The organism is Mesorhizobium sp. M0659 (genome assembly GCF_040320605.1).
Lineage (GTDB): Bacteria > Pseudomonadota > Alphaproteobacteria > Rhizobiales > Rhizobiaceae > Mesorhizobium.
In genome coordinates, this window is record NZ_JAMYPY010000012.1 from 68951 (window position 1) to 82428 (window position 13478).

Consider the following 13478-nt stretch of genomic DNA (forward strand, 5'->3'; position numbering starts at 1 on the left):
CTCGCCCCCCACTCTTCGCCCGTCCCCAAAACGATCTCGCTCGCCGATCCTCGCCTTCGCTTGTCCGTAGCGAAACGAGGATCATCATGGACGACGAAAACGAACGCGCAGCCCGCGCCAAGAAGGGCAGTCCGTTTCTCAATACCGCGCAGGCGGCCTTCTATATCGGGCTGTCCCAGCGCACGCTGGAGAAGATGCGCCTCAAAGGCGGCGGCCCGCAATTCCGCAAGCACGGCCGCTATGTCCGCTATCACATCGACGAACTCGACGATTGGTCGAAGGGGCACTCGCAGGAGACCGGGCCCGAGGACGGCGGGCACGATTCCGGCTCGGCCGGCGAGGGAGGCCGCTCATGAGCCGGCGTCCCACCATCCATCTGATCGGCAGCCATCTGCGGCGCATTCGGGCGCGCAAGACGATCGCCGTGGCCACGATGGGCCTTGCCCTGATCGGCTTCGCCGCCTTCGGCAAACCATCGCCCTGGCTGGTCTGGAACGCCTCGGCGAGTGCGCCGGTCGGCCTCTATCGCGTCGCGTCCGGATCGCCGGCTCTTGGTGATCTCGTACTCGTCCGCCCGCCAAAACCGGTCGTCGATCTGGCCGCCGAACGCTTCTATCTGCCCAGCAACGTGCCGCTGGTCAAGCACCTTGCCGCGCTGCCTGGCGAGCATGTCTGCGCCTTCGGCGACGCCATCATCATCGGCGGCGAGATTGTCGCGCGCCGGCTTGCAACCGACACGCAGCACCGTCCGCTGCCTTGGTGGAATGCCTGCCGAAAGCTCGCCGATGCCGAGGTTTTCCTACTCGGCAGCGATAAAAATCGCTCGTTCGACAGCCGCTATTTCGGGCCGGTGCCGACCAAAAATATCATCGGGAGGCTCGTGCCGCTATGGACCGAGTGACCCTCCTGATGCTGGGCATGGTGTCTCTCGCACCATGCGCCTGTTCCGCCGCGACCAACACGAAGCCGGTCGTCATCTCCCATAGTCCGCAGCTTGCAAGATGGCAGCCCTTCGTAGCCGAAGCAAGCCGGCGTTTCAGCATTCCACAGACCTGGATTTATGCCGTCATGCATGCCGAAAGCCGGGGGCAGACGACGCTCAATGGGCGGCCGGTCACGTCGAGCGCCGGCGCCATTGGCCTCATGCAGGTGATGCCAGGCACCTACGAGGAGTTGCGCGCAGAGCTTGGCCTGGGAGCCGCCCCGCACGACCCTCGCGACAACATTCTGGCAGGCACTGCCTATCTGCGCGCCATGTATGACCGCTTCGGATTTCCAGGCCTGTTTGCAGCCTATAACGCCGGGCCGGAGCGCTACGAACAGCATTTGCAGCGTGGGCGGCCACTGCCCAGCGAGACGGTTTCGTATCTGGAAGAGGTCAAGGCGGCGGGCATTTCGGCCGCCGATATGGACGCGCTCACCGACAAATCCCCTTCCAAAACCGCGCCGGGAATCCCGTCCGGGCAGTCGCTGTTTTTCCTCCGAAACGGTGTTTCCGTGACCGGCCCGAATGGCCAAATCCTGGTGCCGCTCGGATCGGAGCGAGCAAGGTCAGGCCGGCCGGATCGCAGGTGAGGGCAGCGGCTACCGTGGTTCGGGCGGGGGGCAGGGAGGCAGGTCCGCGGAAGGCAAGATAAAGGCATCGCCTCCTGAGGCGGCGAAGTGTTTGTCTGCACATCGTTTTCCCGGGAGGTTGCCTGCGGGTCCAGGAGGGTCTGGCGCGCAAGCCTCTGATTTTGCTGCTGGTTCATCGGAGGCCGCATGCAGGATGACGAATTCACGCCGAGGCTCGGCAAAATTGGCTCGCGCGGCTCGAAGGCGGGCAAACGCTACGCTGGCCAGGTCCAGGCCGCGGTCAACCGAGCAGGCGGCAGGAGCGGACGCGGCAGCCGCTTCATCGGAAGCCGGGTGGGGCGCGGCGGGGCTGCTGCCGCCGTTCTTAGAGCACGCGACCGCCACGCGGCGTTTCGGCAGCGGCGCGCAGTCGTCAAGGCACGCATCGTCAAGCTGGCCGGCAAGGGAGTCGACGGAGCTCGTGCGCACCTCCGCTACCTCCAGCGCGACGGCGTCACCCGGGAAGGCGAGCGTGGCGAGCTCTACGCTGCCGACAAAGACCACGCGGACGGCAGGGCCTTTCTCGATCGCGCGAACGGTGACCGTCATCAGTTCCGCTTCATCGTCGCCCCTGAAGACGGTATCGAGTATGATGACCTGAAGCTGCTCACCCGGCGCCTCATGGCGCAAATGGAAGAAGACCTCGGCACCAGGCTAGACTGGGTGGCCGTCGACCATTTCAACACCGGCCATCCTCACACCCACATCATCGTGCGCGGCAGGGACGATCACGGCGAAAACCTCGTCATCGCGCGGGACTACATCTCCTCTGGCCTGCGCGAGCGCGCAGCCGAACTGGTTAGCCTCGACCTTGGCCCGCGCACCGACCGCGAGATCGAGCAGCGCTTGCGCCAGGAGATGGAGCAGGAACGCTTCACCAGCATCGACCGGCAGCTGATGCGCATGCGCGACGAGGGGCATGTCTCACCAGCCAGCCGAGACACCTTTCGCCAGACGCTGCACCAGGGCCGCCTGCGCAAGCTCGAGCGGATGGGCCTCGCCGAGGAGATGCCTTCGGGTCGCTGGCGCCTGGAGGATGATCTCGAAGCCACGCTACGCCGCATCGGCGAGCGCGGCGACATTGTCAAGACCATCCATCGCGAGCTGACCGGCAAGGGGCTCGTCCGCAGTGCCGCCGACTATCTTATCCACGATCGATCCGACGGGTCGGCCCAAACCGTGGTCGGACGTGTCGTCGGGCGCGGGCTGGCCGACGAAATCACTGACCGCCATTACCTCGTCGTCGACGGCGTGGACGGCAAAAGCCACTATTTTGATATCGGCAAAGGCGGGGCCACCCAACCGACACCAGAAGGCTGCATAGTGCGGATCAGGCCGAGGGACACCGGGCCAAGAAAAGTCGACCGCACAATTGCCGGCATCGCCACGGTCAACGACGGGCGCTACAGCATCGATATCCATCTCAAGCATGACCCCTCGGCCACCGAACGCTTTGCCGAAACGCACGTGCGGCGACTGGAGGCGATCCGCCGTGCGACCGGTGGCGTCGAGCGCGAGCCGGACGGCACATGGACAGTCGCGCCCGACCATCTCAACCGCGTCGCGGATTACGAGCGTCAACGAGCGAGGGCCCAGCCTGTTGTCGTCGACAAGCTCTCATCAATGCCGCTGGAGAGCCAAGTAGGCTTTGACGGCGCCACCTGGACCGACCAGGAGCTGGTATCAGCCCACCCTGAGTCCTTGCGCGACTCTGGCTTCGGTCGAGAAGTACGTCAGGTCCAGGCCCGCCGACAGCAGTGGCTGATCGCGCAAGGTCTTGCCCAAGATGCGCAGGATCGGGTCATCTATCGCGCCAACATGCTTTCAATGCTGCGCCAACGAGAGCTGAACCGTGTTGCCAGTCAGCTCTCGGACGAACTCGGGCTCTCGTATTCTGAAGCGCAGCATGGCAATCGAATAGACGGTACGCTGCGCCGCTGCGTCGAGCTCGCCGGCGGAAAATACGCTGTCATCGAGAAATCGCGCGAGTTCACGCTGGTGCCCTGGCGGCCGGTGCTTGAGCATCATATCGGCAAGGAGGTGTCTGGCGTGGTGCGCGCCGAGGGGATTTCCTGGACGATCGGACGGCAGAGGAGCGGGCCTGGCGTTTCGTGAACTGGCTACAATTTATTTGTTCACGTTGAAACAGGTACTCAGCCCAGACGGAGTTCCTCCGCCTGCTGCTTGCTCGCAGCATTCATTTGGCGGAGAGTCAGTGTTCTGCATTTTGTAGTTCGCTCTGTCAAAAAGCGCTGGGAATATGCATCATGTTCTGCGTTGACACGGAAGCCGGGCCGACAGGTGCCGCCCTGTGGTTGCGGATCGGCTCCCGATGGCTGCCAGCTAGAAAGGTGGGCTGACTCGTGATAGCGCAAGGGGCTATGGCGGCCGCGGTACGGCGAAGCGAGCTCTGGCATCGAGGATGAAGCCGCACTTCCCGATCTTATTCTACTCGCAGGACCGGCAGACGCGGCGGCCGCCCCTGCGGGTGCTGTTGGCCCTGGCGTGAACTGGCAGTCCGTCCCGCGGGGACTTTGTAACGGAGAAAAGTCGCTGCGATGGCCCGGGTGACGATGCGGTCAGCGACCATGCCAGACGAGATCGGCAGCTTTCTGCCGCGGCACGGCGCCGGAGCCATCAGGCCGCCGCGACATCGGGTCTGGCGCACCTTCGGATGTTGGCTGGCCGCGGTTTACTTCGAGCAGCGCCGGGTGGGTCATGCGGTGCCGCTACTGGGCACCGAGGCAGCTTTGGGCATGAGACCCGTTCAATCGCGCCGGCCACGTCGGTCATCGCGACATCTGGAGTCGAGGCCAGGTCAGACCGGGAAAAAAACCTGCTCGTCGCGCGGGAGCCCCGGGTTGCGCCGTCGATCCTTCCGCCCAACTCAGCGCCGCGCGACCAGCAATAGCCCCTTGCCCCGAAACTGACGCCAAGCCGACGGACCCGCTCTGCGCATACCGATGCCGTCCGCGCCGTCGTCGGCGGAAACCAGCGAGCCGTGGACCTCACACAATCTGAGCCGCTGGTGACGATGTGCATCGCCTACTTCCATCCGCACTCCTATCGACGAACTCGCCCGCTGCCCGCGGTGATGCGAACCCGTGGATGAATATTTCGCCGAAGCCGCAGTGGGGGCTCAGCCTCGACGATTTTTTTGCCTTGCCCCGGCGGGCGGCGCAACCGAGCATCGAGACAAAAAACGGGAAAGGGAGGGCACCAGCCCGTTAGAGCCGTGGCCATGATGATGTGGGGACGATCTCCTGGAAGAAATGTGGAGATCGACGCTCTCCTGACGCGCTCATCGAAGATTTTAGGCCGCGCCGACGTGGCTGCTTGAGCGATAACACTCACTCCGGAGGCCCCAGTGCGGCTCCTTGGCCAAGCTGCTCGGCACGCCGTGAGTGTGCTTTCTTGTTTGGGGAAGGGACTTACGTCTACAACAATCTCGTTTCGATCTACGATGGAGAGTCGGCGAGACAAGTGTTGCTGATGTTCATTGGCTCCGTAGCAACTTCTGCAGTCACAATGCAGCTTATGTTCCTATGCTGGAGAGTTGGCCATTCAACTCGCGTAGCTCGCTTTGTTGCGGTGGAGCTTGGTCAGAGCACACTGCTGCTTTACCTGCTTCAGGGCGCCGTGTTTCGCTTCATGGATCTAATAGGGTTCGGAGAGCTTTGGGATCTCCCGAGCAGAATCGGGTTCGCCACTTTGCTTGGTGCCGCGATCGTTGTCTCCGCTTGACAATTCGCAGGATTGCGCGTGACCACGGATGGTTGTCGCGCGGCTACGCTTAATATGTGACGACGCTTGCGCCTTGTAGGCAATTGTTGCGGCCGCCCACGGCCGACATGAACGTGCTTGGCCGCACGTTTCTAAGTGAGGCGGAAAGAGGCGCGCGACCCCTCTCCCCAGCAACCCGCCTTGCGGATTCCTCCTCTGCCCGCTTCGCAGACGGGGATACCCTCCGCCCCCTTGCTATTCGTTGCCCGCCGCTATGCAAAGGACGGGCGACCTGAATCCGTGCTCAAGCCGATCTGGCGGCAGAGGGGGGCGGGCTGAACATGGGACCCGTGATTGACATAATTGCCGCGCGAATTCTCATGCTCGCCTAACCGGCCGGAACGATTTGCAATCCGGGCAGGCTCGACAAATCAAGGAGTAGCTCGTTCCGTGTCCAAGCCCAGACAAGTCTTGGTTATCTCACGGGCGCGATACAAAAGGCACAGGCTGGACTTGGCTGCCGGGGGCGGGGCTTGTCGACCGCTCGATTGAAAGTGAGATGCGAGGCGGAGAATCACCCATGTGCAGAGCGGCAAGGCGCTCGCCTACCTCCCTGTCATTCACCGTCAGCCGATGGTTTAGACGAAGATAGTCCGTCCATGTCGGCGTGCGGAATGTCTCGGTCCAAAGCGTCGACTTCTGAAGGTCGCGCTGGAGGGTCCAGTCCCGCGCACCGGCGCGGCTCTGAACGCGCCGCCTTTCGCGCATGCAGCTCAGAAATTCATCGATACTCTCCTCGGGTATCGAGTACTCCACCTTGATCACGATCGGACCGCTCCTGGGTTTCAAAGGGAGGGCCAGTTCTGGTGGCCTGAAGTCGACGGCCGCTTGATCCGATTCCTCCCATAGCCGCACTGGCAATAGCTTTCCCACAGCCGCGACCAGCAACAGTGCCGCTGCAGCACCTTCCAAAGCCCACGTCAGCGAATAGTACTGCGCGACAGCACCCCAGATCCAGCTGCCCGCTGCCATGCCGCCGTAGGTCAGGGCGTAATAGATGGACAGGGTCCGACCAACGACCCACCTGGGGCTTGCCAACTGCACACACACGTCGGTTCCGGTCCAGGTGACAACCCAGCCAGCGCCACCGATTGCAAGCGCGATCGCCGCCACAGCCACCGACGATGTGAGGGCCATCAAAAGGCAACACGTTGCGCAAGCAACGGATGCGAGCGTGATCAATCGGTTCTGGGACGTAATGCGTCTCAAGTAGCTGCTGCCAATGCCGGCTATGAAGGCGCCTGTGCCGAAGCCAGCCAATAGCACCCCGTAAACAATTGGCCCTCCCGCCAGCTGGTCGCGAACCAGGAGGGGGAGCAGAGCAAGGATCGAGATGCTTGACAGCCCGAATAGGGTTGCACGCACAATCGCCACTCTGATCTCTGAGGATATTGCCGTGAATCGCATGCCATCATGAATGGCCGTAGTCATCCGCTCGCGCGGAAGAGGCGAAAAGCGAACTTGCCACTTTGAGCGCAGAACAGCGCTCAACGGGACCAAGTCACTCAGCGCAGCGAGGGCGAAAGCCGTAAGGGGGCCTAGCAAAGCTAAGATTACACCGCCCAGCGCCGGTCCTATGCTCCGAACCACGTTGTAGCCCACCGACATCAGCGTCACTGCGGCGGGTATGTCGCGCTTTTCCAGGATATCGCCTACCGACGCGTGCCATGCTGGATCGTTCAAGGCAAAGCCGCATCCGGCCAAGAAACTCAGTCCCAGGATCAGCCATGGACTAACAAAGCCCAGTCCCACAGCGAGTGCCAGCGCCGTGGATGCCAGTGCGATAAGGCAGTGTCCGGCAAGCATCACGCCGCGGCGGCTGAAGCTGTCTGCAATGGCTCCAGCAAGGATCGACAAGAAGAACGCGGGCAGTGTCGATGCAGCCTGTACGAGCGCAACCATTAGATCGGAGGCTGAAATCGTCGCCATGAGCCAGCTTATAGCCACGCTCTGCACCAGCCAGCCAAGGCTGGATATCTGCGTGGCTGTCCAGATAGAACGAAAGACCGGGTTGTGAAGAGGGATCAGTGTGTTTGCCGCAAAGCGCGGAGGATCTTGACGCCGCATCACTTCTCTCCTCCACTGGGTGTCGTTCGTCCGCTCATTTGCTTACAGCGGTGCGCTCTGTGCACAGACTGCGTCACAACGAAGTTCCGAAATCGCGCTCGCAACAAGGACAATGTGACATCCATGGTGCTGATGCGCCTTGAGGTACCAACCTGGCCGTTAGCTGATGGGTCCCGCAGCCCGCTGGGTGCGGTCAGTTCTGCCCTGCGACTCTTGGCTTTGGACGGTGCTAGCGCCCCGATGGCCGGCTTGTCAAACTGCCGTAGTGCCAGCACATCCATCCCATCTGTTGACCGCGATCTCCGACGAGGTCGAGCAGCAGTAGGTCAACGGCAAATCTGGGTATTTCCGCTATCCGGTCGAGCGCGTGGCCATCGTCCGGAAACCCGAAGACGTTCATCACCCAGGCGACCACCACGCCCGAGACAATGCGACACGGCGGTAGCGGTTCACCAGAGGACGTGCGTTCTACTCAGCAGGAACATTGTTCTGCCGATCGTCGGCTGCGCCAGCCGTCACGTAAAGCGGCGCCAGAGTTCTTGCACCCGTCATTGGACTCCCGCTTTGCAGGTTTCGCCTAGGGCCTGCATCAGGTCATCTATAATGTCCTGAGGATGTTCAAGCCCTACAGAAATTCGCAGCAATCCGCCTGGCGCTTTGGACTTCGCACCTTCAACGGATGCGCGATGCTCTATCAGAGAATGCGTCCCGCCAAGGCTTGTCGCCCGGACAACAATCTTCAGGCGGCCGGCCACGGCCATTGCAGCATCGGCTCCGCCCTCGACGATAAAGGATAGCATCGCTCCGTAATGGCTCATTTGCCGCGTAGCAAGATCGTGTCCCGGATCAGTTTGCAAACCAGGAAAGAGCACTTTTTCGACGCGCGGATGAGACGCCAGGGCCTCGGCCACTTTCTGGGCGCCTTCGCAATGGGCGCGCATGCGGACCGGCAATGTCTGCAGGCCCCGCAACGCCAGCCAACAGTCGAAGGGCGCTGCGACGCTGCCCTTGTGTTTCTGGACCATCCGCAATGGGCGACCGAGGGGTGACGCGTTTGGGACAATGACGACACCGGCCATCAAATCCGAGTGGCCGCCAATGTACTTTGTCGCCGAGTGCATCACCGCGTCTGCCCCGATTTCGAGTGGCAGTTGAAGCACTGGGGTGGCCCACGTATTGTCCACCACCGCCAAGGCGTCTGCCTCGTGCGCGATTGCGCAGATGGCCGCAATGTCGACAACGCGGATCATCGGGTTTGACGGCGTCTCGACCCAGACGAGGCCAGTCCGCTTCGATGTCACCGCGGCGCGCAAAGCGTCCAAATCGCGCATGTCGACGGGGGCAAAGTCGAAGCGAGACCCAATGTCGGTCTCTTCGATCAGCGAACGAATGCCGAAATACATGTCATCCGGCAGAACGATCCGACCCGCCGACGGATGGCTCTCGAAAATTGCAGCGATTGCGGCCATGCCCGAAGCGAAGGCGATGCCGTCTCCCCCTCCCTCAAGCGTCGCCATGGCCGCCTCGAACGCATTGCGTGTCGGATTTCCATCCCTTGTGTATTCGAAGCCGGACGGAAATGACCCGTTGGCGCCTCGTTCGAACGTCGTGCTGGTGTGCAGCGGCATGGATACGGCCCCCGTGGACGCGTCGACACCTCGGCCGCAGTGGATCGCCTTCGTCTCAAAACGCATCGGTTATTCCTTCCTAACGGGCAGTTGCAATTTCGTGCCGGTCATTATACTGACCGCAATACGTGAGCCGAGGACCCAAGTCAATATAATGACCAATGTTACGGAAGCGTTTGATGCCGAGCAAGCGCTTGGGCAAGCGATAGCAGCCCGGATCCGAGACTTGAGGCGTGACCAAAGCCTGACCCTGGATCGCCTGGCTAAACTAAGTGGCCTATCGAAGGGAACCGTGGTCGCGCTGGAGCAGGGTAGGGCGAACCCCAGTATCGGCATACTGTGTCGGCTGGCGGCGGCGTTTTCGCTCTCGGTGGCCGATTTGTTGAACGAGCACCTTTCCACGGTGCGCCTTCCCATCGAGCGGACAGAGACCAGGAGGCTTTGGACGAGCGCCAAGGGAAGCTCTGCGCAACTGCATTCGTCGACCTCGGGACGCACGATGTTCGAACTGTGGAGCTGGGTCATGATGCCGGGCGATGTGTTTTCCGCGGACGCTCATAGTCCGGATACGCGCGAGCTGATCTCGGTCAGTCAGGGTGCCCTGAGCGTTGTGGTAGGTACCCACGTGGAAATTTTAAGCGAAGGCGAGAGTGCGCGGCTTGTCACTGACCAACCTCACTCATATGCGGCGGCATCTGATGTGCCCGCCCACTTCACGATGGCGGTGCTTGAGCGTGGTGGACACCGAAATCCGGGGCACTCGTCGACGGCAGCGAAGATTCAGGGGCACGTTCCGTAAGGCCCCGCCGATTACTAACAACCGCACATTCGCGACAGGAGATAAACCGTTGTACGTTCCGCCTCATTTTGCCGTCCCTGATCAGAACGCCCTGTTTGACCTTATCGAGAGACACCCGCTGGGTATCCTCGTCACCCAAAGCAAAGGCACGCTGGACGCGAACCACCTCCCTTTCGAGCTTGACCGCTCGAAGGGAGACAAGGGCGTTCTCAATTGCCATGTCGCTCGCAAGAACCCAGTCTGGGAGGAAGTCGCCAATGGCGATGAGGTTCTCGTAATCTTCCGTGAGGCCGACGCTTACATCTCGCCGAACTGGTATCCGAGCAAGCATGAATTCCAAAAGCAGGTGCCGACCTGGAACTATCTCGTCGTCCATGCCCACGGACGCATCACTGTCCGGGATGATGAGCGGTATGTGCGCCGCAACGTGGCGAAGCTCACTCACATGCAAGAAGCCTCGCAGCCGGTCCCATGGAAGATGGGCGACGCGCCGAAGGACTTCATCGACACGATGGTCAGGGCAATCGTCGCCTTGGAGATCGAGATCACCGGCCTGGTTGGAAAATCAAAACTCAGCCAGAACAAAGAGTTGCGCGACATTCAGAACCCTGGCGAAATGCTGCGTGCCCAAGGGGCCATTGCGATGGGAGAAGCGATGCTCGCGGCTGCGGCGGTCAAATCCCAATAGCATGTGTCTTGTCCCGACAAAGCCGCTGGTGCCGGCTTCCCGACGGGTCACCTAGTCCGCCTTGACGCACGGCAATAGCGTTTGACGGCCTGAAGCGACGCTGTGGTCACCCTTGTGATGCTTTTCCACGCGCCTGGTCAGGCGACAGGATTGCTCCGTCGTGAGGACAGGCGGGAGTTTGCAGGTTGCGGTGGGCGGGTTCGTTTCCGGCGCCTGCGCCCCGTCGTATGTCGCGAGTTGAGGAATGCGATCGAGGGCGATGTGCAGGATGCGCTGCGGGAACGTCGTCGGCTGGCACAGACGGACTTCCGATTTCACCTCGACCACCCGCGCAGCGGTTTTGAATGAGCGCAAACGCACGCGTGTCGAATTGGGCGATTTCCCTTGGGCGCCGAGCTCGACCATGCGCGATGATGCGCTCGACGCAGCTCCAGCTGGCGGCGCCTTCAACGAACTCCTTGAACCTGCAGACCTTGCCCGAAAGCACTTGCTCTTACGGGAGATGATTGGCTTTGTCGCCGAAGCGACTGATGGAGATGTTGGTGGGCGCCGCCGCGTAGGCGACGACCCCGTAATCACAGCGGGAGCTCGCAGGCGGGGTCGACAAACACCCTTGATTGGCCGAGCTTGAGGTGCATCTCTATCAGGCTGATTGCTTATTGGGCTGGTCCAGCGTTTGATCGGACCCATGATCCATCCGACCAGCTTGTGAGGGATGCAACCGAACCAGGCGCTGCTCCCACAGTCTTCGCAGGCCCTCCATTAGAGCTGCATGCCTGGCCTGATCCGGCTCAATCATATTGAGGTGATCTCGCAACACGGCTTCGCCCTCGATCCGCATCAGTAGATTAAACAAGTCGTTTGAAATTCGCACACTGTCAATGCTGGAGTGGTTCGGAATAATCTCGCAGACAGTCTCCTGATGATCTCGCGCTGTGTAAGCACGGGTTTGATGGAGGGAGACTGAGGGAGGCAATGAAATCGCAAGCGCAGTCCAATCCTGCAGCGTTGCAGCCCGTTTTTTTACCAGGAAGGGCCCGACCACAAGTCCATCCAGCTCTGTCGTCAAAAATGTGGCAATCGCGTCTGCAACCGTATCCACGATCGGTTCAGCATTGTTGTTAAAGGACGTATTGAGCAGAATTGGAGTGCCTGTCCGCTTCTTGAAGGCATTGATGACCTCCCAGTAAGCTGGGTTGGCATCGCGCGATACTGTTTGCAGCCGAGCCGTACCGTCGACGTGCGTAATGGCACCCAACAAGGCGCGCTTTGAGTCACGCACGCGAACGACGAAATTCATGAATGGAAATTCGTGCTTACCGTCCGGGAGGTCGAAAAATTCGCTCGCATCCTCTTCCAGCACAGATGGTGCGAAAGGCCTATAGCCTTCGCGCTTCTTGACCATGGCATTGATCCGGTCCTTGTTTGCAGCGGGCCGAGGGTCGGCAAGAATGCTGCGGTTGCCCAGCGCACGTGGCCCAAACTCCGAACGACCCTGCACCCAGCCGATCACGGCGCCGTTGGTGATCCAGTGGGCTGCACTGCTCGCTAGGTCATAAGAGCGTTCAACCTCGAGATGTCCGGACCATGCATTCAGTTCCTGTTCCACGGCGCGGTCGCTCCCGAGATCAGGACCCCAATAGACCTCCTGCAGTCGCTCACGCGGCGCGGGGCGGCCCATCTCGTTAGAGACTATCAGCGCAGCTCCCAATGCGCAGCCAGCGTCGTGAGACGCGGGTTGCACGAAGATGTCTTCGAAAAGCCCTGAATACAGCAGCTTGCCGTTCATCGTGCAGTTGTGGGCTACCCCTCCCGCCAGACACAACCGCTTCATGCCGGTGGCCTCACGGTGGTGCCGGAGAATGTGGAACACGATCCGCTCAAGCGCTTCCTGCAGTGACGCACTCACATCTCGATGCTGCTGGGTGAAAGGCATTCCCTTTCGCCTGATCTCGATGTTGCGGAGCAACGCCGGACCGATGCGGTCGAGGTGAACACGGTAGCCACCGTTGGCGGAGAGCTCGTACAACTGCTCGAAGAGCTCGCGATAGGGAGCGGGGTCGCCATAGGGCGCGAGTCCCATTACCTTATACTCGTCGAACATGCCGTAGCCGAGACAGCGGATCGTCTCGAGATAAAACAGCCCAAGAGAATTGTCCTCCGGGAAAGCCTCGATTTGCGTAATTTCTGTGCCAGACCCTACCGCCACAAGGCCCGACAGGAAATCACCACAGCCATCAATCGCTAGAATGAGACTTTGTTCGAAGCCCGACATTGCAAAGGCGCTCACGGCGTGCGCCTGATGATGACCTACGAATGAAATACGCGAACTGTCCAACTTAGTGCCGAACTCACGCGCTAACAGGTTCTGCACCAACATTTTAGCATCCAACGGAGTGGAGAGAATGTCCGGTTGGGAAGCGGACATACCTTCAAGCATGGCGTTGGCATAGGGCTCGCTGGCGTAGACCGCGACACGATCAATGTCGCTGAGCTGAACCCCGGCCGTCGAGAGACAGTATTGAATCGAACCACTTGGCAGCTTGTTCGAGTGCTTGATTCGATTGAGGCGTTCCTCTTCTACGGCGGCTATCACCTTTCCGTCTCGGACGAGCACCGCGGCGCCATCGTGCATAAAGGCGTTCGGACGCTCGAATCGGTTTTCATGGACTTGGTCAAGTCCGCCGCTGATTCCTAGGCACAGCATTTCTTTCTCCAAATAGTAACGGGAAGCCAAATTGGCTTACCTCGACTGTTTCCAATTAAATAGGCGTGTTGTCGCCTGCAGCTGCGACCGCCCGTCAGGCATCAGCGGCATCGAAGAAAGCCTCATAAACGATCAATGAGATGCTTCGACTGTGACGCCTACAGTGCCATCACGCCGAGAGCTTGGCTGGAT

The 13478-nt window shown here is 60.8% G+C and carries 10 protein-coding genes and 1 pseudogene; 7 read left to right on the top strand and 4 right to left on the bottom strand.

Annotated features, from left to right (window positions below; translation table 11 throughout):
- The first annotated feature begins 86 nt into the window (after positions 1-86).
- From NKI31_RS19890 to NKI31_RS19915, 5 genes and pseudogenes are all read left to right on the top strand, one after another.
- Positions 87-356: a helix-turn-helix transcriptional regulator gene (locus NKI31_RS19890; protein ID WP_352652392.1), complete on the top strand. Its 270-nt coding sequence runs from the start codon at positions 87-89 to the stop codon at positions 354-356.
- A complete protein-coding gene (locus NKI31_RS19895) occupies positions 353-901 on the top strand; it encodes a S26 family signal peptidase (RefSeq protein ID WP_023806668.1) in 549 nt (182 codons plus the stop codon). Before NKI31_RS19890 ends, NKI31_RS19895 begins: the two co-directional genes overlap by 4 nt.
- Positions 889-1575 carry a lytic transglycosylase domain-containing protein gene (locus tag NKI31_RS19900; protein WP_023806669.1) on the top strand — a complete coding sequence of 229 codons (687 nt, stop codon included), beginning with the start codon at positions 889-891 and terminating at the stop codon, positions 1573-1575. Before NKI31_RS19895 ends, NKI31_RS19900 begins: the two co-directional genes overlap by 13 nt.
- 186 nt (positions 1576-1761) lie before the next feature.
- On the top strand, positions 1762-3729 hold the full coding sequence (gene rlxS, locus NKI31_RS19905; RefSeq protein ID WP_352652393.1) for a relaxase/mobilization nuclease RlxS: 1968 nt from the start codon (positions 1762-1764) through the stop codon (positions 3727-3729).
- Positions 3730-5018: 1289 nt separating this feature from the next.
- Positions 5019-5411 (top strand): annotated as a pseudogene (locus NKI31_RS19915) (nodulation factor fucose acetyltransferase NolL); the annotation flags it as partial.
- Positions 5412-5817: 406 nt separating this feature from the next.
- On the opposite strand, the gene NKI31_RS19920 reads toward NKI31_RS19915, so the two are convergent.
- A complete protein-coding gene (locus NKI31_RS19920; RefSeq protein WP_023704122.1) occupies positions 5818-7464 on the bottom strand; it encodes an MFS transporter in 1647 nt (548 codons plus the stop codon).
- 548 nt (positions 7465-8012) lie between these two features.
- The gene (locus tag NKI31_RS19925) at positions 8013-9092 is read right to left on the bottom strand and encodes a trans-sulfuration enzyme family protein (RefSeq protein ID WP_352499323.1); all 1080 of its coding nucleotides are present in this window, start codon (positions 9090-9092) and stop codon (positions 8013-8015) included.
- Here NKI31_RS19925 and NKI31_RS19930 point away from each other — a divergent pair.
- Together NKI31_RS19930 and NKI31_RS19935 are read left to right on the top strand one after the other, a co-directional pair.
- Positions 9091-9891, top strand: a complete 801-nt coding sequence (locus tag NKI31_RS19930; RefSeq protein ID WP_352499324.1) for a helix-turn-helix domain-containing protein — start codon at positions 9091-9093, stop codon at positions 9889-9891. The genes NKI31_RS19925 and NKI31_RS19930 overlap by 2 nt on opposite strands.
- A gap of 49 nt (positions 9892-9940) precedes the next feature.
- Positions 9941-10579, top strand: a complete 639-nt coding sequence (locus NKI31_RS19935) for an FMN-binding negative transcriptional regulator (protein ID WP_352652394.1) — start codon at positions 9941-9943, stop codon at positions 10577-10579.
- Positions 10580-10630: 51 nt separating this feature from the next.
- Here the strand turns inward: NKI31_RS19935 and NKI31_RS19940 are convergent, their stop codons facing one another.
- Together NKI31_RS19940 and NKI31_RS19945 are read right to left on the bottom strand one after the other, a co-directional pair.
- Entirely contained in the window at positions 10631-10984 is a 354-nt protein-coding gene (locus NKI31_RS19940; RefSeq protein ID WP_023806673.1) for a hypothetical protein, read from the bottom strand.
- 238 nt (positions 10985-11222) lie between these two features.
- Positions 11223-13286 (bottom strand): carbamoyltransferase family protein, encoded by a 2064-nt coding sequence (locus NKI31_RS19945; RefSeq protein WP_352652414.1) that lies wholly within the window; start codon positions 13284-13286, stop codon positions 11223-11225.
- Between the last annotated feature and the right edge of the window lie 192 nt (positions 13287-13478).